We start from the raw sequence: 23,187 nt of genomic DNA on the forward strand, positions 1-23,187 counted from the left end.
GCCGCCCACCGTGATCTCCGAGGAGACGACGATGTATCCCGGGACGTTCGCCGCCACCCACCCCGATCGCCCCGCGGTGGTCATGGCCGAGACCGGCGAGGGCCTGACCTACCGCCAGCTCGAGGACGGCTCGGTGCGCCTGGCCCGCACGCTGCACGAGCACGGGCTGCGCCGCGGCGACGTCGTCGCGCTGCTCTCGGACAACCACCCGCGCGTCTTCGAGGTCTACTGGGCCGCGCAGCGCGCCGGCCTGCTCGTCACGGCCGTCAACCACCACCTCTCCGCCGACGAGGCCGCCTACATCGTCGACGACTGCGGCGCCCGCGTCCTCGTCGTCTCCGCCGCGAAGGCCGACCTGGCGCAGGCCGTCGTCGAGCACACGCCGCGCATCACGCTGCGCCTCGCGTTCGGCGGCCCGGTGCCGGGTCACGACGACTACGACGCCGTCGTCGGCGCCCGCAGCGCCGAGCCGATGAGCGACCAGCCCCGCGGCGGCGACATGCTCTACAGCTCCGGCACCACCGGGCGCCCCAAGGGCATCAAGCCGAACCTGCCCGAGCGCCAGATCGACGAGCCCGGCGACCTCTACATCGCGGTGTTCAAGCCCATGTACGGCTTCGGCGAGGACACCGTCTACCTCTCGCCGGCGCCGGTCTACCACGCGGCGCCGCTGCGCTTCGGCGCCACGATCCAGTCGACCGGCGGCACCGTCGTGATGATGCACCGCTTCGACCCCGAGCAGGCACTCGCGGCGATCGAGCGCTTCCGCGTCACCCACAGCCAGTGGGTGCCGACGATGTTCGTGCGGATGCTCAAGCTCCCCGAGGAGACGAAGCGCCGGTACGACGTCTCCAGCCTGCGGGTCGCGATCCACGCCGCGGCGCCGTGCCCGGTCGAGGTCAAGCGGGCGATGATCGACTGGTGGGGCCCGGTGCTGCACGAGTACTACAGCTCGAGCGAGGCCAACGGCATCACGTTCATCGACTCGGCGCAGTGGCTCGAACGGCCCGGCTCGGTGGGACGGGCCGGCCTGGGCACCATCCACATCTGCGACGACAGCGGACGCGAGCTCGCTCCGGGCGAGGTCGGCACCGTCTACTTCGAGCGCGAGATGGTGCCGTTCCGGTACCACAACGACCCGGAGAAGACCCGCGGCGCGCAGCACCCCGAGCACGAGACGTGGACGACCACCGGCGACCTCGGCTACGTCGACGCCGACGGCTACCTCTACCTCACCGACCGCAAGAGCTTCATGATCATCTCGGGTGGCGTGAACATCTACCCGCAGGAGATCGAGGACGTCCTCACGCTGCACGACGCGGTGCTCGACGTCGCGGTGATCGGGGTGCCGGACGAGGAGATGGGCGAGTCGGTGTTCGCCGTCGTGCAGCCCGCGCCGGGCCACGAGCCCTCGGTGGCGCTGGCCGACGAGCTGCTCGAGCACGTCCGCGGCCGCATCGCGCGCTACAAGACGCCCCGGCGCCTGGTGTTCACCGACGACCTGCCCCGCACGCCCACCGGCAAGCTCGTCAAGCACCGCCTCCGCGAGCGCTACGCGGCCGGCGAGTTCGCTCCTGCCTAGAAGAGCGAGCGGAAGAACTGGGCGATCGAGGACAGCGCCTCGCCGATGATCGCGACGATGGAGCGGACGACGTCGGCCGCGCCCTCGGGCTGCGAGATCACGAAGAACAGCAGGACGGCGACGACCACGAAGATCAGGAACCGTCTCAAGCCCTTGGACATGCGCTGCCGCCGCTCCCGTCGTCCCGGACCCCGCGTCGCGCCCCCGGTCGGGCACGGTGCGCACCGACCGTAACGGAACGGCTGCGCCGACAGGCTCCACTTCGACCGACGTGTCGCGCGCGTCGCGGAGATCGGCGGCGCGGGGTCCGGGCGGGCACGATCACGGGCGTGGACTCCTTCACCCGCGGCGCGCTGCGCTTCGACGTCACCGAGCACGGACCCGCGGACGGTGTGCCCGTGCTGCTCCTGCACGGCTTCCCGCAGACCGCGGCCAGCTGGGAGCCGGTCGCCCGCCGACTCGCCGACGCGGGATACCGGGTCCTCGCCCCCGACCAGCGCGGCTACTCGCCGGGCGCGCGGCCCGCGGGACGGCGGGCGTACCGCGTCGAGGAGCTCGTCGACGACGTGGTCGCGCTGGCCGACGCCGCGGGCGCGGACGCCGTGCACGTGGTGGGCCACGACTGGGGCGCGATCGTCGCGTGGGCGCTGGCGGCGCTGCACCCGGAGCGCGTCCGCACGCTGACTGCCGTCTCGGTGCCCCACCCGGCGGCGTTCATGGCGGCGATGGTGTCGAGCCGCCAGCTCGCGCTGTCCTGGTACGTCTACCTCTTCCAGGTCCCCGCCCTCGCCGAGCGGTTCCTCGGACGCCCGGGTGGCCTCGCGGCCGCGGTGCGCCGCACGGGCCAGACCGCGGAGCGGGCGCGGCGCGACGAGGCGGCGCTCACCGCGAAGGGCGGGCTGCGACCGGCCCTCACCGGGGCGGTCAACTGGTACCGCGCGACCCCGTTCTGGGAGCACCGCGGGCTGCGGGTGACGGTCGCGACACCGACGCTGATGGTCTGGAGCGACGGTGACAGCGCCGTCTCGCGCGCCTCGGTGGAGCGCAACCCGCGGTGGGTGACGGGGCCCTACCGGCTCGAGGTGTTCGCCGGGGTCAGCCACTGGATCCCGGACGAGGCCCCCGACCGGCTCGCGGACCTCGTGCTGGAGCACGTCGCGGAGCGGTGAAGCTGGGGGTTCCGGGAGCGCGGGGGGATGCGCTCCCGGAACCATGGTCGGCCGAGGGGGGCGCGGCCGACACAATCCATGTTACGGCGCTGTTGTCAGGCGCGCGTTGCGATCCGTGCCATACGCGGAGGTTTTCTCCGTCGCGAGCGTCACCGGCGCGCTCCCCGCCCCGTGACGGGCGATGACCGGGGGGAGCAGGCGGTCAGCGCCGACGGGGAAAGGATGCTCGCCCCGCCCGTGTCGCAGCAGCGAGTTGCGGTGCGCCACGATCGCGGTGGCCAGCGCCTCTGCGTGCGTCTCGACGCCCGCCGCGGGTTCGCCCGTCACGTTCTCCACCGCGCGCCCCAGCAGGTCGGCCAGTCGCGCGAGCTCGTCGAGCACGTCCGCGGACCAGGTGAAGTGATCGACGCCGTCGGGCCGCAGCGTCCGTCCTTCGCCGTCGAGGCGACGCAGCGCCTCGACCGCCTGCCGAGCGAGCGCGACGCCTGTGTTCTCAACCGTCACGACACCGCTGTACCCGCCCGCTCGGCGGACGACGCACCCGATCGGCGGGGTCGTGGGGGCCGGAAGGGCCCGGAGGAAGAGGTGGGCCGGTCCGCACTCCTGACTGCTCCCCAGCGTCAGGAGCGGGACCGGCCCCGGACGGCCTGTCGTCGAGCCCCCGAAGCCCGACGCGGCCTGTTGCAGGAAGCGTGCCCGACCCTCCGTGGCCGGAAACCGGCGATCCTGGGTTGGATCGGTTCAGCAGGGTCGGTGGCCGTCCCCTACCCGATCTGGCGTCCCTCGGCGTTCTCCCAGTACGGCCTGCGGAGGTCCTTCTTGAGGATCTTCCCCGAGGGGTTGCGCGGCAGGGCGTCGACGACGTCGATCGAGCGCGGGCGCTTGAAGCCGGCGATGCGCTCCTTGCACCACGCGAGCAGCGCGTCGGTGTCGATCTCGGAGCCCTCGTTGGCCACGACCACGGCCTTGACCGCCTCGCCCCACTTCTCGTCCGGGACGCCGATGACGGCCACGTCGGCGACGTCGGGGTGGCCGGACAGGACGTTCTCGACCTCGATCGGGTACACGTTCTCGGCCCCGGTGACGATCATGTCCTTGATCCGGTCGGTGAGGAACAGGTAGCCCTCCTCGTCGAGGTAGCCCGCGTCCCCGGTGTGGAACCAGCCGCCGGACAGCGCCTTCGCCGTCTCCTCGGGCCGCGCCCAGTAGCCCGGCGTGACCTGCGACGACCGGATCCAGATCTCGCCGACGGTGTTCGGCGCGACGTCCTCGCCGGTCGCCGGGTCGACGGCCTTGAGCTCGACCCACGGGTAGGCCTTGCCCGCCGAGCGCATGAGGTGGGCGCGCGGGCCGTCGGGGTCGTGGTCGTCGGGGTCGAGCTGGCTGATCGCGCCCGTGGTCTCGGTCGACCCGTAGAGCTGGAACAGCGGCGCCCGGAACGTCGTCAGCACCCGCTCGAGCACGGTGCTCGTGATCGGCGAGGCGCCGTAGGCGATGGCGCGCAGCTTCGACCAGTCGCGGTCGGCGGCGCCCGGCACCTGGGTGAGGAACTGCAGCACCGCGGGCACGAGGAAGGCGTTCGTGACGCCCTCGTCGGCCATCGTCGCGAGGAGCTGGTCGGGGACGATGTCGGCGATCAGCACGCAGCGCGCCCCGAACGACAGGCAGACCAGGGCGAAGCCCGAGCCGCCGATGTGGAACAGCGGCATGGCGACGAGGCCGACCGACTCGGTGTCGAAGCCCCAGTGGTCGCCGACCGAGAGCAGCGCGGCGAACTGGAGGTGGGTGAGGACGACGCCCTTGGGCAGGCCGGTGGTGCCCGAGGTGTAGAGCTGCAGCACGCAGTCGTCGTCCTGCGCGTCCTCCGGCGGGTCGAGCACCTCGTCGGACGCGGTCAGCCAGCCCTCGTAGTCGTCGCCGACGACGAGCACGCGCCGCACGGCGTCGATGCCCTCGACGCGACCGCGCAGGTCGGCGAAGTCGGGCCCGAGGACGACCAGCGGCGCGGCCGAGTCCTCGATGATCGCGATCAGCTCGTCGTGGGTGAGCCGGTTGTTCAGGGGCGCGGTGCCGGCGCGCACGCGCGGGGCGCCGAAGAGCAGGTCGAAGAACTCCGGGCGGTTCTTCCCCAGCCACACCACGCGGTTGCCCGCGCCGACGCCGTCCGCGGCCATCGCGCGGGCGGCGAGGCCCCCGCGGCGGTCGAGCTCGGCGTACGTCGTGTTCTCCCCCTCGAACGTCATCGCCACCAGGTCGGGGTCGCCGACGTGCTGGCGCACGACGTCGGTCAGCCGGAACGGCACGGGGGACCTCCACAGGACACGGACGACACGGGGCCGTGGTGACGCCGACCACAGGGCAGGCGCGACCGTAACTGGTCATACGGAATCGCGGAAGAGTCAGGCTTGACTGTTACCGGCCGGTGCAGCCACGCTGGGCGGCACCTGCACGGTCACGGGCCCGCCGGCCTCACGGTGGGCGTCCGCACGTCCCCGAAGGAGGGGCCACCCGGTGGAGCGCACGATCTTCTCCGACGAGCACAACGACTTCCGCGAGATGGTGCGGGACTTCCTCGAGAAGGAGGCGGTCCCCCACCACGCGGAGTGGGAGAAGCAGGGTCACGTCAGCCGCGACGTGTGGCTGGCCGCCGGCAAGACCGGCCTGCTCGCGATGGACGTCCCCGAGGAGTACGGGGGCGGCGGCACGTCGGACCTGCGCTTCCAGTGGATCGTCACCGAGGAGGTCGCGCGCGCCGGCACGAGCGGGCTCGGCTTCTCGCTGCACAACGACGTCGTCGCGCCCTACCTGATCGAGCTCGCGGACGACGAGCAGAAGCAGCGCTGGCTGCCGCGCTTCAGCAGCGGCGAGATGATCACGGCGATCGCCATGACCGAGCCCGGCACCGGCTCGGACCTGCAGGGCATCCAGACCCGCGCGGTCCGCGACGGCGACGAGTGGGTGATCAACGGTCAGAAGACCTTCATCACCAACGGCATCATGTCCGACCTGGTCATCGTCGTCGCCAAGACCGACCCCGACGCCGGCGCCCACGGCTTCAGCCTCATCGCCGTCGAGCGCGACACCCCCGGCTTCGAGCGCGGGCGCAACCTCGAGAAGATCGGCATGTCCGCCCAGGACACCGCGGAGCTGTCGTTCACCGACGTCCGCGTGCCCGCCACCAACCTCCTCGGCGAGGAGGGCAAGGGCTTCATCTACCTGATGCAGAACCTGCCCCGCGAGCGCCTCTCGATCGCCGTCGGCGCGATCGCCGGGGCCGAGCGCGTCCTCGAGGACACGGTCGCCTACGTCAAGGAGCGCACCGCGTTCGGCAAGCCGCTCGCGAAGCTCCAGACCGTGCGGTTCTCGGCCGCCGAGATGGCGACGAAGCTCGCCGTCACGCGCACCTTCGTCGACCGCTGCATCACCGAGCTGAACGAGGGCAAGCTCGGGCCGGCCGACGCGTCGATGGCCAAGTACTGGTCGAGCGAGACCGCCAAGGAGGTCATCGACGGCTGCCTGCAGCTGCACGGTGGCTACGGCTACATGAAGGAGTACCCGGTCGCGAAGGCGTACCTGGACACCCGCGTGCAGACGATCTATGGCGGCACCACCGAGATCATGAAGGAGATCATCGGACGGGTGGTGCTGGGGTGAGCGCCATGAGGATCGGGATGGGGCTCGCGTACGCCCGGGGCGGCTTCCGCGAGACAGTGGAGAAGCTCGTCGAGCTCGAGGAGGTCGGCCTCGACGCGGTGAGCGTGGCCGAGCTCTACAGCTTCGACGCGGTCAGCCAGCTCGGCTACATCGCGGCGCGCACGTCGCGGGTGCACATCGAGTCCGGGATCGTGCAGATCTACACGCGCACGCCGTCGCTGACGGCGATGACCGCGGCCGGGCTGGACTACGTCTCCGACGGTCGCTTCGTGCTCGGCATGGGCGCCTCGGGCCCGCAGGTCATCGAGGGCTTCCACGGGCTGAAGTACGACGCCCCGGTGGGCCGCACGCGCGAGATCGTCGAGATCTGCCGCCAGGTCTGGCGCCGCGAGCGCGTCGAGTACTCCGGCAAGCACTACACGATCCCGCTGCCGGCCGACCAGGGCACGGGCCTGGGCAAGCCGCTGAAGATCATCAATCACCCGGTGCGGGAACAGATCCCGATCATGCTGGCCGCGCTGGGGCCGAAGAACGTCGAGATGGCCGCCGAGCTCGCCGAGGTGTGGGAGCCGATCTGGTTCCACCCGGGCAAGGCGGCCGAGGTCTGGGGCGCGTCGCTCGAGGCCGGCAAGGCCAGGCGTGACCCGGCGCTGGGCGAGCTGCAGACCGCGGTGAACGTGCCGTTCGCGGTCGGCCCGGGCTCCGGCAAGCTGCGGGAGCACGTGCGTCCCCAGCTCGCGCTGTACGTCGGCGGGATGGGCGCGAAGGGCAAGAACTTCTACAACGACCTCGCCGGACGCTACGGGTTCGCCGATGAGGCCGCGGAGATCCAGGACCTGTACCTGTCCGGGCGCAAGGAGGAGGCGGCCGAGAAGGTGCCCGAGGAGCTCGTCCACGCGGTGTCGCTGATCGGCACCGAGGACGAGGTCGCCGAGCAGGTCCGCGAGTTCGCGGCCGCCGGGGTCACCCAGCTCAACATCGCCCCGCTCGACCCGGACCACCACACCGTGAAGTCCTCGCTGGAGACCCTGAAGTCGTTGATCTGATCGGTCGCGCCGAGGAGATGCGCGGGGTCACGTCCCCGGCAACAGCAGCAGGCGCGCGAGCTGCTTCCACTGCTCGAGGTGCGGGTCGGTCCGCGGGTCGCGCGGGTCGAAGCCGTAGGTCAGCGCGACCCCGCGCATGCTGGTCAGCAGCGTCTCGCGCAGCAGGGCGGCGCGGGCCGGGTCGGCGTAGTCCTCGAAGAACGCGTCCACGGTCTGGCGGATCGCCGCGCCCAGGCGCCGCTCGGCGGGCAGGAGCGCGGCGGCGAGCGCCTCGTCGGTGCGCGCCGCGGTCCACAGCTCGACCGAGGCCCAGAAGTAGGCCTGCTGGTAGGTGAACCACATGACGTCGACGGCCTGGTCGAGGCGCGCGTCGGCGTCGACGTCGGCCGCGGGCAGGTCGGCACGGGCCAGCCCGTCCGCGGCGAACCGGCTGGTCGCGAGGTGCTGGGCCGCGGCGACGAGCAGGTTCTCCTTGGACGGGAAGTGGTGCAGCAGCCGGCCGCGGGACACCCCGGCGCGGTTCTGGATCGTCAGCGTCGTCGTGCCCGCGTAGCCCGACTCGACAAGGCAGGCGACGGCCGCGTCGAGGATGCGGGTGCGACTGTCGGACGTCCGCTGCTCGCGGGACCGCCGCTCCGGCTCGGCGGCTGCCCGTGGGCTCACCATCGGTGCCCCTCCCGTCCGCGTGGTCAGTACGTCGTCGTCACCGTGTCGTGGTCGTGTCGAGACGATCGTGCCGCCAGGACCGCGAACGGTCAAACCTGACTGTCCCGGTGGAGCACCGCGAGGAGGACGTCGACGAGGAGCGCGCGGGTGCCGGCGCGGTCGAGCGTGCCGCGGACCAGCCACTCCCGGGACGCCGAGCGGACCAGGCCGAAGAACGAGCGCACGCGCGCCCGGTACGGGTCGTCCGGCGCGTCGGGCGCCAGGGCGGCGAGGACGCGGTCGGCGGCGATCTCGTCGGCCTCGGCGAGGATCGCGTCGACGTCGATGTCACCGGCCGCGCCCGTTCCGACCGCGAGCCACAGGCCGCGGTGACGGTCGACGGCGTCGAGGAACCAGTCGACGGCCGCGCCGGTGCGCTCCTCGACCGTGCCGGGCGGCAGTTCCTCGACCGCGACCTCGGGGATCGTCGTCAGCCGGCGCACGACCTCGAGGTAGAGCGCCCGCTTCGTGCCGAAGTAGTGGTTGATCAGGCCCCGCGCGACGCCGGCCTCGCGGGCGAGGTCGGTGGTCGAGACCGCGGCGTACGGGTGCTCGGCGAACAGGCGCAGGGCGCCGGCGACGATCTCCTCGCGGCGCGCGTCGGGGTCGAGACGCCGGCCGCGAGCGGGGGCGGTCATCGGCGTGTCGCGGAGCCGAGCCGGGGGCTTTTCTGACGTTGAGCGTCAGCGTGGACGCCAGGCTGACCCACCTGCGCGCGGTCGTGCGGCGTCATCCCGAAGGACATGGCGAAGTCGTGGAGGGTCGCCGACACGAGGGGGCGGTGGCCGGCGAGGAAGCCCAGGGGGCCCTCGGGGTCGAACGTCCAGTCGGCGCGGAGCAGGCCGATGCCGTGGCGGCTCGTCACCGGGCTCTGCCAGCAGCGGCCGTGCCGCTCCTGGGCCAGCGTGAACCCGACCCGCGGGCGCCCGGGCAGGCGCGCGCCCCGGCGCAGGACGGCACGGGCGGCGGGGCGCTCGGTGCCCTCGACGGTGATGCTCGGCGTGCCCTCGTCGAAGCCCGTGAAGCTCGCGAGCCCCTTCGGGATGCCCCAGAGCTCGCGGCCACCGTCGCGCGAGGCCGGGCTGTCGACCCAGATCGCGACGACGTGCGGGCGGACGCGCGCCCCCACGCGGCCGGCGACCGCGACCAGCAGCTCCCGGTAGCTCATGACCCCGCCGGGCGCGTAGTCGACCCAGGCCGCCCCGACCGGCGTGCGGCCGGCGAGCGCGAGCGGCGACCAGCCGTCGGGCCAGGTCGCGGTGGGCAGGGTGTCCGTCGGCACGAGGAAGGTCGACAGGTCCATGCGGCCGACGAGGGTCCAGGGCTCGGGCGGGTAGGAGGTCATGTCGGTGCTCCGATCCTCGGGCTGGGCAGGTCGGTGGTCGTGCTCCCGCTCCACAGCGCCCCGGGCGCGTCGGCCGGCACCGCGGGGCGGTGGGGGGCGACGGGGGCGACGCGCCGGTAGGGCTCCCCCGGCGCCGGGCGCGGGTCGGGCTCGCCGCGGTTGGGCCACAGCGACATCGCGCGCTCGGCGAGCGCGGTGATCGTCAGCGACGGGTTCACCCCGAGGTTCGCCGGCACGCTCGACCCGTCGACGACGTGGACGCCGGGATGCCCGTGCAGCCGGTGGTAGGGGTCGACGACACCGGTGTCGGGCGACGCGGAGATCACCGCGCCGCCGAGGAAGTGGCCGGTCACCGGCAGGTTCACCAGCGTCGAGCTCGCGCCGACCGGGAAGCCGCCCATCCGCCGCGCCACGCGGCGCGCGACCTCGTGGCCCGCCGGGATCCACGCCGGGTTCGGGGTGCCCTCGCCCGGCCGCGAGCGCAGGCCGCGCAGGACGCGGCGCGGGCGCAGCGTCAGCGAGTTGTCCAGCGTCTGCATCACCAGCAGCACGATCGACTGCTCGGCCCAGCGCCGCGGTCGGTGCAGCGCGACGAGCTCGCGCCGCGAGCGCACCAGCGCCCGGGCGATGCGCCGCAGCGACGGTCCGCGCTCGCCGAGCGTCGCGTCGCCCGCCGCGGTCGTGCCGTCGACCAGGACGGCCGAGAGCAGCGAGAGCAGGTTGGAGCCGCGCCCGTAGCGCACGGGCTCGACGTGGGTGTGCGCGTCGGGGTGGATCGACGAGGTGATCGAGACGCCGGTGGTGTAGTCGGCGACGTCGCTCGCGGTGCGCGCGGCGAGGATCGCCTCGGAGTTGGTGCGCGAGAGCTCGCCGAGCCGCGGGGAGATGCGGGGCAGGTCACCGCGGCGCCGCAGCCGGTGCAGCAGCCGCTGGCTGCCGAGCGCCGACGCGGCGACGACCACCTGCTGCGCCCGCAGCGTGCGTCGCCCGCCCGGTCGCCCGGTCGCGCGCACCTCGACCTCGTAGCCCGACGCCCCGGACAGGTCGCCGTCGCGCGGGCGGATGCGCGTCGCCGTCGTCATCGGCAGCACCTGCGCCCCGGCGGCCTCGGCGAGGTGCAGGTAGTTCTTGACCAGCGTGTTCTTGGCGTCGTGGCGGCAGCCCGTCATGCACTCGCCGCAGTGGAGGCAGCCGTGGCGCGCGGGGCCGGCGCCGCCGAAGTACGGGTCGGGCACCTCCTCACCGGGCGGGGCGCCGAAGAAGACGCCCACGTCGGCGGCCCGGTAGGTGTGGCCGACGCCCATCTCCTCGGCGACGTCGCGCATCACGGCGTCCGACGGCGAGACCCGCGGGTAGGTGGTGGCGCCGAGCATGCGGGACGCCTGGTCGTACGGGGCGTCGAGCTCGTCGGCCCAGTCGGTGATGCCGCCCCACTGCGGGTCCTCGTAGAAGGAGCGCGGCGGGCGGTAGAGCGTGTTGGCGTAGACGAGCGAGCCCCCGCCCACCCCGGCGCCGGACAGGACGAGCACGTCGCGCAGCGGGTCGGCCCGGAAGATCCCGAAGCAGCGGGCCCAGGGCGCCCACAGGTAGTCGCGCAGCTGCCACGACGTGGCGGGGAAGTCCTGGTCGGCGAAGCGGCGGCCGGCCTCGAGCACGCCGACGCGGTAGCCCTTCTCGGTGAGGCGCAGGGCGGTGACCGAGCCGCCGAAGCCGGAGCCCACCACGATCACGTCGTAGTCCGGGTCGACCTGCGGAGCCGCCGTGTGTGCCACGACGTTCACCATCGCGAGTCGTTGGCAGCGTGTCAACGAGAGCCGGACGACCCTACTCGCCAGTAGGACACGTTGACAGCAGCACAAAACAGTCCATGATGACTGTTGAGAGCAGTCGGCTCGCACCTGCGAAGGGACACACCCGTGACCGAGGCATTCATCTACGACGCCCTCCGCACCCCGCGCGGCCGGGGCAAGGCCACCGGTTCGCTGCACGCGACCAAGCCGGTGTCGCTGGTCGTCGGCCTGATCGACGAGCTGCGCAAGCGCAACCCGGAGCTCGACCCAAACAAGATCGAGGACGTCGTCCTCGGCTGCGTCACCCCGATCGGGGACCAGGGCGGCGACATCGCGAAGACCGCCGCGATCGCCGCGGGCCTGCCCGACCACGTGGGCGGCGTCCAGCTCAACCGCTTCTGCGCATCGGGTCTCGAGGCCGTCAACCAGGCCGGCCAGCGCGTGCGCTCCGGCTTCGAGGACCTCATCGTCGCCGGTGGCGTCGAGTCGATGTCCCGCGTCCCGATGGCGTCCGACGGCGGCGCCTGGGCGATGGACCCGGAGACGAACTTCAAGACCTCCTTCGTCCCCCAGGGCATCGGCGCCGACCTCATCGCCACCCTCGAGGGCTTCGCCCGCGAGGACGTCGACGCCTACGCGCTCGAGTCGCAGACCCGCGCGGCCAAGTCGTGGGCCGACGGCGCGTTCGACCGCTCGATCGTCCCCGTCGTCGACCGCAACGGCCTCACCGTGCTCGACCACGACGAGCACGTCCGCGAGACGACGATGGAGGGCCTGTCCGGCCTCAAGCCGTCGTTCGCCGGCATCGGCGACATGGGCGGCTTCGACGCGGTGGCGCTGCAGAAGTACCACTGGGTCGAGGCGATCAACCACGTGCACCACCCGGGCAACAGCTCGGGCATCGTCGACGGCGCCGCGCTCGTGCTGCTCGGCACCGAGGAGGCCGGCAAGCAGAACGGCCTCACCCCGCGTGCCCGCATCGTCGGCACCGCCGTCTCCGGCGCCGACCCGACGATCATGCTGACCGGCCCGACGCCCGCGTGCGAGAAGGTCCTGGCCAAGGCCGGCATGACCGTCGACGACATCGACCTCCTCGAGATCAACGAGGCGTTCGCCGCCGTGCCGATGAAGCTGATGAAGGACCTCGGCTTCCCGCACGAGCGCACCAACGTCGCCGGCGGTGCGATCGCGCTGGGCCACCCGCTGGGCGCCACCGGCGCGATGCTCGTCGGGACCATGGTTGACGAGCTCGAGCGCCGCGACCTGCGCCGCGCCCTCGTGACGCTGTGCATCGGCGGCGGCATGGGCGTCGCGACCATCATCGAGCGGGTCTGACCGCACCCCCGGAACCGACCGACCTGACGACAGGAGCGAATCCCGCAGTGTCCGACAACATGTTCCGGTGGGAGGCCGACGGCGACGGCATCGTCACGCTGACGATGGACGAACCGGGCGCCTCGGCCAACACGATGAACGCCAAGTGGGGCGAGGACTTCGCCGAGACGCTGCAGCGTCTCGAGTCCGAGAAGGACTCGATCACCGGCGTCGTCCTGACCTCGGCGAAGAAGACCTTCTTCGCGGGCGGCAACCTCGACGACCTCGTCAAGTACACGCGCGCCGACGCGCAGAAGGTCTTCGACCAGTCGCAGCAGATCAAGAGCCTGCTGCGGCGCCTGGAGACCCTGGGCAAGCCGGTCGTCGCGGCCATCAACGGCGCGGCGCTCGGCGGCGGCCTCGAGATCGCGCTGGCCTGCCACCACCGCATCGCCCTCGACGCCAAGGGCTCGAAGATCGGCCTGCCCGAGGTCACCCTCGGCCTGCTGCCCGGTGGCGGCGGCGTGGTGCGCGTCGTCCGCCTGCTCGGCCTGGCCGACGGCCTCATGAACGTGCTGCTGCAGGGGCAGCAGCGCAACCCGAAGGCCGCGCTCGAGGCGGGCCTCGTGCACGAGGTCGTCGACAGCCCCGACCAGCTGATCTCACGGGCCAAGCAGTGGATCAAGGACAACCCCGAGGCCGCGCAGCCGTGGGACGTCAAGGGCTACAAGATCCCCGGCGGCACGCCGTCGACGCCGAAGTTCGCGGCGAACCTGCCCGCGTTCCCGGCGAACCTGCGCAAGCAGCTCAAGAACGCCCCGATGCCCGCGCCGTACAACATCATGTGCGCGGCCGTCGAGGGCTCGCAGGTCGACATCGACAACGCCGGCCAGATCGAGTCGCGCTACTTCGCCGACCTCGCCTGCGGCCAGGTGTCGACGAACATGACCCGCGCGTTCTTCTTCGACCTGCAGGCCATCAACAAGGGTGCCTCGCGCCCCGACGGCTACGAGCAGCACACGGCGCGCAAGGTCGTCGTGCTCGGCGCCGGGATGATGGGCGCGGGCATCGCGTACTCCTGCGCGATGGCGGGCCTGGAGGTCGTCCTCAAGGACGTCAGCCAGGAGAACGCCGAGAAGGGCAAGGCCTACTCGAAGAAGATCCTCGACAAGGCCGTCTCGCGCGGGAAGTCGACGCAGGAGAAGGCCGACGAGGTGCTCGCGCGCATCACGCCGACCGACGACGCGTCGGCCGCCCAGGGCGCCGACCTCGTCATCGAGGCCGTCTTCGAGAGCCCGGACCTCAAGAAGCAGGTCTTCGCCGAGATCCTGCCGCACCTCGCGCCCGACGCCGTCCTGGGCTCCAACACCTCGACGCTGCCGATCACCGGCCTCGCCGAGGGCGTCGACCGGCCCGAGGACTTCATCGGCCTGCACTTCTTCTCGCCGGTCGACAAGATGCCGCTCCTGGAGATCATCAAGGGCGAGAAGACGAGCGACGCGACGCTCGCCAAGGCGATCGACATCGCCCTGCAGATCAAGAAGACCCCGATCGTCGTCTCCGACAGCCGCGGGTTCTTCACCAGCCGCGTGATCGGCACGTTCATCAACGAGGCCGTGGCGATGCTCGGCGAGGGCGCCGCGCCGTCGTCGATCGAGCAGGCCGGGTCGCAGGCCGGCTACCCGGCCCCGCCGCTGCAGCTGATGGACGAGCTGACCCTGACGCTGCCGCAGAAGATCCGCCAGGAGACCCGTCGCGGCGTCGAGGAGTCCGGCGGCACCTGGAACGAGCACCCCTCCGAGGCGATCATCGACCGCATGGTCGAGCTCGGGCGCAAGGGCCGCTCGTCGGGCGCCGGGTTCTACGAGTACGACGAGTCGGGCAAGCGCACACGCCTGTGGCCCGGTCTGGTCGAGGAGTTCGGCGCCGCCCAGGGCGACCTGCCGTTCGAGGACATGCAGGAGCGCATGCTCTTCGCCGAGGCCCTCGAGACCGTGAAGTGCTTCGACGAGGGCGTCCTGCACACCATCGCCGACGCCAACATCGGCTCGATCATGGGCATCGGCTTCCCGGCCTGGACCGGCGGCGTGGCCCAGTACATCGACGGCTACCCCGGCGGCCTGCCCGGGTTCGTCGAGCGCGCCCGCATCCTGGCCAAGGCCTACGGCGAGCGCTTCAACCCGCCGGCCTCGCTGGTCGAGAAGGCGGAGAAGGGCCAGTCCCTGCGCGGGGAGTGAGCCCCGTCTGACCTGGTCGGCGTCGTCGACGGTGCCGGCTGCGCGTGGTGTTCGAGAACGAACGGCGCTCTCGCTGCTTCCCAGGGCGAGGGCGCCGTTCGCGTCTTCGCACCTCTCCGTGCCCGAACACATAGTCCGCGTGAGATCCCATCACTGCGTGAATGCGATCACTCGCGCGATGCGACGAATACCGATCACTCCGGCCACATTTCCCCCGAACGGCGCCTGCCGCCTCACACTTCACGCCGACCACAATCGTCACGACGTCGACGGAATTCACGCAACGTCGAACGCATCGGGGGGCGTCGTGATCTACGATTTTCACGGTCATTTCATCGAGGCCTGCGACTGTTTCGAATTGTGCCCGTGCTGGGTCGATGACAATCCCGACGAGGGTCACTGCACCGGACTCGTGGCGTGGGACATCAAGGACGGCACGATCGGCGATGTCCCGGTCGGTGGCCGCAATGTCGCTGCGGTCACGAGCCATGGCCCGGCCCGGCGCGACAGCCGCAGCACCACGGTGCTGTTCGTCGACGACGGCGCGGTGGACCGCGAGCACCAGTCGCTGGAGAAGGCCTTCACCGGGGAACTCGTCGCCGACCGCAAGGATCCCCTCGGGGTCCTCATGACGGTCACCGGCACCGTGCTCGCGGTGCAGAGCGCGCCCATCACGATCACCACGACCGCCGACGGTTGGTCGATCCGTATCGGCGACGCCGACTGTCCTCTCGTCGCGGCGCACGGTTCAGCGCTCACCTTCGACGGTTCGACGCAGCCGTTGGAGATAAACCACACGGCGCTCCACCGTGAATTGCAGATCGCCGGTCCGTCGACGGCCCAGCAGGGCAAGGAATTGCGGATCGCCGTTCCCGCACTGCGGGGAGGCGGCTACATCGAGGCGACCGCTCGGTCGGGAATGCGCGGCGACTTCCACTACCGGTACTGATCGGATCGCGGACGGAAGGGACACGCCATGGCCCTCCGCGCACCGCTCCGACACCTCGCGAGCGTCGACGGGCGCGCCGGCGCGACGGCCCTCGTCCTCACCCTCGCTGCCGGCGCCTGGGTCGGGGTCGTCGCTGTCCACACCTCGGCCGCGGGGCACCAGGAGCACGGCCACGCCACGACGACCTCCGTCGCGATCGCGCTCGCGGGCTGGGCGCTGATGGTCCTCGCGATGATGCTCCCACCGGCCCTACCCCTGGTCGGCCTGCTCGGCGGCCTGCTCACGGGCCGTGGCCGAGCGGCGCGCCGGCTCGGTGCCCTCGCCGCCTTCGTGGGGATCTGGGTCGCCGTCGGGGCCGTGCTCGTCTCGGGCGCCGCCGTGCTCCGCGTGACGCTCGCCGACGCCTCCCCGGTGACCACGACACGCCTCGCCGGTGGTGTGGTCCTGCTCGCGGGGCTCTACCAGTTCACGCCGGTCAAGAACGCCTGCCTGACGGCCTGCCGCACGCCGCGCTGGTTCGCCCTGCGCCTCTGGGGCCGCCGCGGTCCCACGGGCGACGCGATCACGATCGCGGGCGCCTACGGCGTCTCGTGCGTCGGCTGCTGCTGGGCCCTCATGGTGCTCTGCCTCGGCACCGGCGCGCTCGCGCTGCCGGTGATGGTCGTGCTCGCGGTCGTGATGGCCGCTGAGCGCCTCCTGCCAGGCGGGCGCGTCGTCGCCCGAGCGACCGGCGCCGCCCTCGTCCTCCTCGGCCTGGTGTTGCTCGCCGGCCTCCTCCCATCGGCCCTGGTCCACCCGCTCCTCGGCGCCTGACGCCGCTCCCGTCGGAGGCCCCCATGCCCGACCGCACCTACCACGTCACCGCGCTCGAGTTCCCGATCGTCTACACGCTCGACGGCGACCACGACCGCAACGGCCTGCTCTACGCACCGAGCAGCGTCGCGCCGCTCCTGCGATGGGTCCGCGACCAGTGGCGGGCCGACGACGAGTGGCTCCCGGAGGCCCATCGTCGACGGCAGCTGATCACCATGCTCATCGACGGCCTCGACCGGTACGAGGAGATGGAGCGTCTCCTGCGGACGACCCTCGTCGCCCACGCCGATCTGCTCGCCCACCGTGGCGAGGTCCTCGTCGCCGACGCCGCCGACGAGGGGGGTCCCGATCTCGACATCGCGCCGACGAGGCGGGAGATCGAGCAGCACTACCACGCTACGGTCAACGAGATCACGACGATCCTCGACGAGCTGACCGACGGAGAGGTCGAGGGCGTCCACCGCGACCCGGCGGTCCGTCAGGGCTGGCGCTGCCGGTGGACGGCCGCGCTCTCGGTCCTGACCGGGGCGATCGCGGACCGCCTCGCGGCCATCGACAAGCAGTGGACCTCCGACCTGCCCCGACTCCGCGCGGAGACCGGCTTCAGCAAGGCCCAGCTCCAGCAGCTGGCCTTCAACGACGTCGCACCGTCCATGGCGGCGCAGGCGACCGTCTACAACCGCGTCAACCCCCTCCGGCCGCTCCCCGCAGCGCGACCTCTCGTCCTCCGGGCCCGTCTGGGCGAGACGGTCGAGGTGACGCTGCGGAACGAGGTACGGCGTCGCCGCGTCGGGCTCCATCGGCAGGGCGCCGGCCTGGTCGACGGCGTGCGGGCGGCCGACGGCGCGCACGTGGTCGCGAACTCGGACACGACGGTGGGCTTCGGCGGGACCATCACCTACCGGTGGGAGGCCGACACCGAAGGGGTGTGGCCGCTCAACGACCTCGCGGACGTCCGTGGCACCCAGGACGGATCCAATGTCCACGGCCTGTTCGGCACGCTGCTCGTCGAACCGGAGGTCGCCCGGTGGTTCGATCCCGTCACCGGGGACGACGTCACCGACTCCGATCTCGGCTGCGCCCTCGACGTCGACATCCACCGGGAGAGCGGTGTGTCCGCGATCGAGGAGTACGTCGACCTCACGTCGGACGGCGAGCAGTGGCGCCCGCACCGCGAGTTCACGATCTTCATCCACGACGAGCCCGAGATCCACAGCGCCCTGCACATCGGCGGGGGCGAGCACACGGTCATGCCGCTGTCGTATCGGGCCGAACCGATGCCGAACCGGCTCCCGCACAGGATGCGCGAGTACGCCCGCCTCACAGAGGAGAACGGGAGTGCCGGAACCCCCGGCACGCCGGCGTCGTCTAGCCCGCACGACCTGCGCGCCGTGAAGCGGGAGATCCACCCCCACACCCTCGCGGAGGAGTTCTGGATCGGACGACGCTCCGACGACACGTGGATCGAGCGGGTGGCCGGCGAGGAGCAGCACCACAGCTCCTGGCTCTTCGGCGACCCCGCGACGGCGATCCTGCGGGCCTACCGCGGCGACCCCTGCCGCGTGCGGCTCGTGCACGCCGGTGTCAAGGAGACCCACGTCTTCCACCTGCACGTGCACCAGTGGCACGCGATCCCGACGGACACGGCCGCCCCGAGCACGTGGCGCCCGGGCGAGGAGCGCGGTTCGCAACTGCTCGACTCGATCACCATCGGACCGCAGGCCGGCTTCACGATCGACCCGCTCTACGGGTCAGGAAGCCGGCAGCACGCGTTCGGGGACATCATCTGGCACTGCCACCTCTATCCCCACTTCCACCACGGCATGTGGGGGCTGTGGCGGAGTTTCGACGTGCTCGTGGGGGAGGACGCGGCACTCCCGGACGGCACCCCTTGCCCCCCGCTGCAGCCGCTGCCCGGACGTCGACCCGAGGACGCCCCGCAGCTCGGCCACCCCGCCTTCCCCCTCCCCGCCGGGCACCGCGTCGGCTTCCCCTGGTTCGTCGACGCCGCGGTGCCGCAGAAGTCCCCGCCGCCCCCGGCCGCCGCCCCGAACCAGGTGTCCGGGCGACGTCGGTTGCTGAGCCTCCCGGCCGCCTCGCCGACCGAAGCAGCAGCGTTCGCGCCGGGAGCCCCGCAGCGTCCGGGAGCCCCCTTCGTCGCCCTCGACACTCAGGCACGCTCGTGGAACGCCACGGCTGCCGTACCGGCGGCGAACCGCGTCGTCTCGTTCGACGTGGCCGTCGCCGAGGAACAGATGACCTACAACCGCATCGGTTGGCACGACCACCACGGGCATTTCTACGAGCTACGGCACGTGAGCACCGTGGTGAACGGCCGCCGGACCGATCTCCCGCTGCCGGGGTCCGGCGATCCCAGAGAACCGTTCTTCATCCGGGCCAACCACGGCGACGTCGTCGAGCTGCGCCTGCACAACGAGCTCGGCACGATCCCGCCCGATCACTTCGACCTGACCCAGCTCCCGGTCGAGTGCGGTCTGCACGTCCACCTCGTCAAGTTCGACGTGCTGGCCGCCGACGGCTCCTCCACCGGTTGGAACTACCTGTCCGGGGCGAGCTGCCGGGAAGCGGTACCGGGTGTCGGCGACGTCCCTCTCCCGGCGAACGTCAGCCTCCACCGCTGGGTGGTCGACGAGGAGTTCGGCCCGTGCTTCTTCCACGACCACCTGCTCGCCAACTACCGCCAGAAGCGAGGTCTCTTCGCCGCACTGATCGCCGAGCCACCCGGCTCGTCGTGGACGCCCGGTCCTCGCCTGGTCCGCCTGCTGCCGCGGGCGGACGACGTGCGGAACGAGGAGCACGACTTCGACGAGACCGCGCTCGCCGTGGCTCCCGCTGGTGACGCGTGGACAGGTGCCAGCGCCATCGTGACATCGCTCCCCGAGAGCGAGATCGACCCGTTCCGGGAGGCCTGTCTCGGCGTCGGGGACTTCGTCCCGCTCTACGACCGCGACGAACGTCCACTCAACCCGCCCGGTGAGCTCGGCGGCGACGACGATCCGGGCACCATGGCCGTCAACTACCGCTGCGCGCCCCTGACGGCTCGCGGACCGAACCCCACCGACTGGTTTGCCACGGACTCGGGACGCCGAGGACGCGAGGACCCGCCCGAACCGGGCGACGCCGACGAGGTCGAGCGCTCGTCGTGGCTGCGCGACCCCGAGACCCCGATCATCCCGACCTACGCCGGCGAGCGGTTGCGGGTCCGGCTCATCCAGGGCTCCCACGAGGAGCAGCACAGTTTCGTCACCCACGGTCTGCGCTGGCGGCGGGAGTGGCAGAAGGCCATCTCCACCCTCGTCAACCAGCAGACGCTCGGCATCTCCGAGGCCTTCACGCTCGACGTCAACGGCGACGGCACGTCGCCCTACGACGTCGGCGACCACCTGTGGCGCTTCAGCGCGATGGACGACCTCTGGCTGGGGTGCTGGGGCCTGGTCCGTGTCCTCCTCCCCGGCTCGCCCCTCGCCCCCCTTCCCCGTGCGGTGACACCAAAGCCGCTCGAGCGACCGCGCCACCCCGACCGGAGCTACACCGTGCGGGCCCGACGGATCGAACACGAGTACGACGGGCGGCGGCTCACTGATCCCTTCGGTCTCGTCTACGAGGTGGTCGACACGCCGGGGTCTCCGTACGCGGCGCCGGAGGTCCGCGAGTCCGGATCCGAGGAGCCGCTGGAGGAGCCCTGGGTGAACGGGGACTGGCGGATCGGCCCGAAGCCTCACGACAACGGGCCCGAGCCCCTGGTGCTGCGGTGCCGTCCGGGGGAGTGGGTGCGCGTCTGCCTGATCAACGAGGTGCGGTTGCCCCGCGACGGGTTCGAGGCCCGCGACGGGTGGACCGGTCGCTACGAGGACCCGCTGCTCCCGCGCTTCGGGCCGGAGCCGCACCCGCCTGCCCTGCCCCTCGACGAGCACCGCCGGACCGTCAGCCCCCGCGTCTCCCTGCATCCCGCGCTGCTGCAATACGACGTCGTCGCCGACGACGGGGCGCACGTCGGTCGCAACCGCGATTCGACGGTGCGGCCCCTGCCACTGGAGGAGGACCACGGGCACGGCCCCGGCCACGACCTGGTGGTCGAGGACCACGACCACGGGCACGACCGGCAGAACTGGCGCTGCTACTGGTGGTACGCCGACCCCGAGCTGGGGAAGGACATCGGCCAGGTCTGCTACCTGCACGACATGGGCGACATCCGTAACCACCGGCACCACGGGCTCGTGGGTGCGGTCGTCGTTGAGCCCGAGGGCTGGGAGCCGGACGATTGGACCGGCACGCACACGACGGTGCGCCACGGTGACGGGCGGACGGCGAACGAGCAGGTGCTGTTCTGGCAGGACGGTCTGCGGCACTACGCCTACGGCGACCTGACCTCACCGATCGCGGACGTCGTGCCGGGCGACGACCCCGAGGACGCGGGCCAGAAGGGCATCAACTACCGGTGCCGCCCGGTGCACCCGCGCACGCAGCTGCGCGAGGAGCCGCCGACGCCGACATGGTCGGCGCGGCAGGGCGAGACGCTCTGGCTCCGGCTCGTCGGCGCCTGCGACAAGCCGCGGAACCACACGTTCACGCTCCACGGTCAGCAATGGCCGATGGGGCCGTGGCTGGGCGCCGCGTCAGCCCAGGTCGGCGGACTCTCGGGGCTCACCGCCGACGTCGTGCACGACATCGCCATGACGGCCGAGCACGAGGGCGACCATGCCTACCGGAGCGGCGTCTTCCGCTGGGCCGTGACCCAGGGGATGTGGGGGGTCCTTCGGGTCAGCGACGAAGACCCGGCAGTCGGCACTTGAAGAACTTCCGATCGTCGAGGGGTGGGCATGCTCGAAGCAGACGATCCCGATTCGGCTGAGTTCCGCGGACCAACCCAGGAGGACTACATCATCTTCCTCCGCCAGCTCCGGCAGGTGCTGGGCTATGTCGCCTCCGAGCCCCAGGGGCTTCTGTCGACCCAACGCCGCTTGGAGCTGCGTCGCGTGCTGGACGAGACCCTTGGGCCCGTCGGATCTCCGGCACGTCCGGAACAGGCCGTACGAGGTATTCCATCCGAGAAGCTGGTGGAAGAAGGGCTCACTGGGCGGCCCGGGTGGATGAAGCTCGACGGCTGGCGGCGGAGGAAGGACCGGTTCCTGGACTGGATGAACCGGAACAATGCCAGGAGCTGCCTGAATTGGGCCGCGGGCGTGCTTGACAGCCTCTCGGCGATCGCTCCGCCTCTTAAAGTCACCCAGGAGTTGGTCTCGGCTGCCGGGAACCTCCTCGCCGACGCGGAGGACGCGGCACGCTGAACGGCAACCGCACCCATACCGTCAGCTCTGACTGTCTCGTACGCTCGGCCCGACCGCCCCACGACGAGGAGGACGAGGGCCCCATGGGTGTGCTGGACGGCGTCAAGGTCATCGAGGTCGCGGGGATCGGGCCCGGCCCGTTCGCGGCGATGATGCTCGCGGACATGGGCGCCGACGTGCTGCGCATCGACCGCCCCGCCGGCGGGCGGGGGCTCTCGCTCGGCAACACCGACAAGGACGTCCTCGCCCGCGGGCGGCGGTCGGTGGCCCTGGACCTGAAGTCCCCCGACGGCCTCGCCGTGCTCCTCGACCTCGTCGAGACCGCCGACGTGCTGCTCGAGGGCTACCGCCCGGGCGTTGCCGAGCGGCTCGGCTTCGGCCCGGACGACTGCCACGCCCGCAACGAGCGCCTCGTCTACGGGCGCATGACCGGCTGGGGCCAGGACGGCCCGCAGGCCTCGCGCGCCGGGCACGACCTGACGTACCTGTCGACCGCCGGCGTCGTCGCGCACATGGCGGGCCGGGACGGGGCGCCGGCGGTCCCGATCAACCTCGTCGGCGACTTCGGCGGTGGCGGGATGCTGCTGGTCGTCGGCGTCCTCGGGGCGCTGGTGGAGCGGAGCACGTCGGGGCGCGGCCAGGTCGTCGACGCCGCGATCGTCGACGGCGCCGCGCTGCAGATGGCGATGGTCTACGGGATGCGCGCGGGCGGGCTGTGGCCGAACGAGCGCGGCGCCAACCTCCTCGACGGCGGCGCGCCGTTCTACGACCACTACCGGTGCGCGGACGGCGGGTACGTCGCCGTCGGGGCCCTGGAGCCGCAGTTCTACGCCGCGCTGATGCAGGGCCTGGGGCTGGAGGGCGAGGAGATCGCCGGCAGCCAATGGGACATGCGCCGCTGGCCGGAGTGGCGCGCGCGCATCGCCGAGGTGTTCGCGACCCGCACCCGTGACGAGTGGGCGGCCGACCTCGAGCCGACCGACGCCTGCGTCGCCGCCGTGCTCACGATGGAGGAGTCCGTCGAGCACCCGCACAACCAGGCCCGCGGCCTGCACGTCGAGGCGTTCGGCGTCACCCAGCCCGCGCCCGCCCCGCGCTTCAGCCGCACCCCGAGCGGCACGCCGACCTCGCCCGCGGCGCCCGGCGAGCACTCCGCGGAGGCGCTCGCCGACTGGGGCGTCGACCGTGACCGGATCGCGAAGCTGCAGGAGGCGGGGGTCGTCCACCAGACCTAGGCTCTGACGACGGTTTCGCGCACCCCGCCCGAGGAGGCC

General features: G+C 72.0%; 18 protein-coding genes. 11 read left to right on the forward strand and 7 right to left on the reverse strand.

Annotated features, from left to right (window positions below):
* Positions 1-31: 31 nt before the first annotated feature.
* The gene (locus PH190_RS02670) at positions 32-1,582 is read left to right on the forward strand and encodes an acyl-CoA synthetase (RefSeq protein ID WP_274229933.1); all 1,551 of its coding nucleotides are present in this window, start codon (positions 32-34) and stop codon (positions 1,580-1,582) included.
* Here the strand turns inward: PH190_RS02670 and PH190_RS02675 are convergent.
* Positions 1,579-1,743: a hypothetical protein gene (locus tag PH190_RS02675; protein WP_274229934.1), complete on the reverse strand. Its 165-nt coding sequence runs from the start codon at positions 1,741-1,743 to the stop codon at positions 1,579-1,581. The two genes, PH190_RS02670 and PH190_RS02675, sit on opposite strands and share 4 nt — an antisense overlap.
* A gap of 168 nt (positions 1,744-1,911) precedes the next feature.
* Here PH190_RS02675 and PH190_RS02680 point away from each other — a divergent pair, with 168 nt between their 5' ends.
* The gene (locus tag PH190_RS02680; RefSeq protein ID WP_274229935.1) at positions 1,912-2,751 is read left to right on the forward strand and encodes an alpha/beta fold hydrolase; all 840 of its coding nucleotides are present in this window, start codon (positions 1,912-1,914) and stop codon (positions 2,749-2,751) included.
* An 81-nt stretch (positions 2,752-2,832) separates the two neighbouring features.
* Here the strand turns inward: PH190_RS02680 and PH190_RS02685 are convergent, their stop codons facing one another.
* Both PH190_RS02685 and PH190_RS02690 read right to left on the reverse strand, forming a co-directional pair.
* Positions 2,833-3,255, reverse strand: coding sequence for a hypothetical protein (locus PH190_RS02685; protein WP_274229936.1), 423 nt, complete (start codon positions 3,253-3,255; stop codon positions 2,833-2,835).
* Between the two features lie 260 nt (positions 3,256-3,515).
* A complete protein-coding gene (locus PH190_RS02690) occupies positions 3,516-5,054 on the reverse strand; it encodes a long-chain-fatty-acid--CoA ligase (RefSeq protein WP_274229937.1) in 1,539 nt (512 codons plus the stop codon).
* Positions 5,055-5,262: 208 nt separating this feature from the next.
* On the opposite strand from PH190_RS02690, the gene PH190_RS02695 reads away from it, so the two are divergent.
* Positions 5,263-6,405 (forward strand): acyl-CoA dehydrogenase family protein, encoded by a 1,143-nt coding sequence (locus tag PH190_RS02695; protein WP_274229938.1) that lies wholly within the window; start codon positions 5,263-5,265, stop codon positions 6,403-6,405.
* Between the two features lie 5 nt (positions 6,406-6,410).
* Complete coding sequence (locus PH190_RS02700; RefSeq protein WP_274229939.1) at positions 6,411-7,451, forward strand: LLM class F420-dependent oxidoreductase; 1,041 nt, start codon at positions 6,411-6,413, stop codon at positions 7,449-7,451.
* 27 nt (positions 7,452-7,478) lie between these two features.
* Here PH190_RS02700 and PH190_RS02705 read toward each other — a convergent pair whose 3' ends face one another.
* From PH190_RS02705 to PH190_RS02720, 4 genes are all read right to left on the reverse strand, one after another.
* Positions 7,479-8,117, reverse strand: coding sequence for a TetR/AcrR family transcriptional regulator (locus PH190_RS02705; RefSeq protein WP_274229940.1), 639 nt, complete (start codon positions 8,115-8,117; stop codon positions 7,479-7,481).
* Positions 8,118-8,206: 89 nt separating this feature from the next.
* Positions 8,207-8,794, reverse strand: coding sequence for a TetR/AcrR family transcriptional regulator (locus PH190_RS02710; protein ID WP_274229941.1), 588 nt, complete (start codon positions 8,792-8,794; stop codon positions 8,207-8,209).
* Positions 8,791-9,501 carry an acetoacetate decarboxylase family protein gene (locus PH190_RS02715; RefSeq protein ID WP_274229942.1) on the reverse strand — a complete coding sequence of 237 codons (711 nt, stop codon included), beginning with the start codon at positions 9,499-9,501 and terminating at the stop codon, positions 8,791-8,793. The genes PH190_RS02710 and PH190_RS02715 overlap by 4 nt, the downstream gene beginning before the upstream one ends.
* The gene (locus PH190_RS02720; RefSeq protein ID WP_274229943.1) at positions 9,498-11,273 is read right to left on the reverse strand and encodes a GMC family oxidoreductase N-terminal domain-containing protein; all 1,776 of its coding nucleotides are present in this window, start codon (positions 11,271-11,273) and stop codon (positions 9,498-9,500) included. The genes PH190_RS02715 and PH190_RS02720 overlap by 4 nt, the downstream gene beginning before the upstream one ends.
* 144 nt (positions 11,274-11,417) lie before the next feature.
* Between PH190_RS02720 and PH190_RS02725 the strand changes: the two genes are divergently transcribed.
* The 7 genes from PH190_RS02725 to PH190_RS02755 all read left to right on the forward strand — a co-directional run bounded on the left by PH190_RS02725 (position 11,418) and on the right by PH190_RS02755 (position 23,148).
* Positions 11,418-12,626, forward strand: a complete 1,209-nt coding sequence (locus PH190_RS02725) for an acetyl-CoA C-acetyltransferase (RefSeq protein WP_274229944.1) — start codon at positions 11,418-11,420, stop codon at positions 12,624-12,626.
* Between the two features lie 59 nt (positions 12,627-12,685).
* A complete protein-coding gene (locus PH190_RS02730) occupies positions 12,686-14,842 on the forward strand; it encodes a 3-hydroxyacyl-CoA dehydrogenase NAD-binding domain-containing protein (protein ID WP_274230053.1) in 2,157 nt (718 codons plus the stop codon).
* A gap of 157 nt (positions 14,843-14,999) precedes the next feature.
* Positions 15,000-15,791, forward strand: a complete 792-nt coding sequence (locus PH190_RS02735; protein ID WP_274229945.1) for a DUF1326 domain-containing protein — start codon at positions 15,000-15,002, stop codon at positions 15,789-15,791.
* Positions 15,792-15,818: 27 nt separating this feature from the next.
* A complete protein-coding gene (locus PH190_RS02740; RefSeq protein ID WP_274229946.1) occupies positions 15,819-16,604 on the forward strand; it encodes a DUF2182 domain-containing protein in 786 nt (261 codons plus the stop codon).
* Positions 16,605-16,627: 23 nt separating this feature from the next.
* Positions 16,628-21,418, forward strand: a complete 4,791-nt coding sequence (locus tag PH190_RS02745; protein ID WP_274229947.1) for a multicopper oxidase domain-containing protein — start codon at positions 16,628-16,630, stop codon at positions 21,416-21,418.
* 21 nt (positions 21,419-21,439) lie between these two features.
* Positions 21,440-21,913, forward strand: a complete 474-nt coding sequence (locus PH190_RS02750; protein ID WP_274229948.1) for a hypothetical protein — start codon at positions 21,440-21,442, stop codon at positions 21,911-21,913.
* Positions 21,914-21,996: 83 nt separating this feature from the next.
* Positions 21,997-23,148, forward strand: coding sequence for a CaiB/BaiF CoA transferase family protein (locus tag PH190_RS02755; protein ID WP_274229949.1), 1,152 nt, complete (start codon positions 21,997-21,999; stop codon positions 23,146-23,148).
* Positions 23,149-23,187 lie beyond the last annotated feature (39 nt).

Origin of the sequence: Actinomycetospora straminea (genome assembly GCF_028737255.1) — a bacterium.
Lineage (GTDB): Bacteria > Actinomycetota > Actinomycetes > Mycobacteriales > Pseudonocardiaceae > Actinomycetospora > Actinomycetospora straminea.

Excerpts from the sequence above, each read along its gene's own strand:
- PH190_RS02670 (WP_274229933.1), top strand. The coding sequence starts at position 32 with ATGTATCCCGGGACGTTCGCCGCCACCCACCCCGATCGCCCCGCGGTG.
- PH190_RS02675 (WP_274229934.1), bottom strand. The coding sequence starts at position 1,743 with ATGTCCAAGGGCTTGAGACGGTTCCTGATCTTCGTGGTCGTCGCCGTC.
- PH190_RS02700 (WP_274229939.1), top strand. The coding sequence starts at position 6,411 with ATGAGGATCGGGATGGGGCTCGCGTACGCCCGGGGCGGCTTCCGCGAG.
- PH190_RS02705 (WP_274229940.1), bottom strand. The coding sequence starts at position 8,117 with ATGGTGAGCCCACGGGCAGCCGCCGAGCCGGAGCGGCGGTCCCGCGAG.
- PH190_RS02710 (WP_274229941.1), bottom strand. The coding sequence starts at position 8,794 with ATGACCGCCCCCGCTCGCGGCCGGCGTCTCGACCCCGACGCGCGCCGC.
- PH190_RS02715 (WP_274229942.1), bottom strand. The coding sequence starts at position 9,501 with ATGACCTCCTACCCGCCCGAGCCCTGGACCCTCGTCGGCCGCATGGAC.
- PH190_RS02730 (WP_274230053.1), top strand. The coding sequence starts at position 12,686 with ATGTTCCGGTGGGAGGCCGACGGCGACGGCATCGTCACGCTGACGATG.
- PH190_RS02740 (WP_274229946.1), top strand. The coding sequence starts at position 15,819 with ATGGCCCTCCGCGCACCGCTCCGACACCTCGCGAGCGTCGACGGGCGC.
- PH190_RS02745 (WP_274229947.1), top strand. The coding sequence starts at position 16,628 with ATGCCCGACCGCACCTACCACGTCACCGCGCTCGAGTTCCCGATCGTC.
- PH190_RS02755 (WP_274229949.1), top strand. The coding sequence starts at position 21,997 with ATGGGTGTGCTGGACGGCGTCAAGGTCATCGAGGTCGCGGGGATCGGG.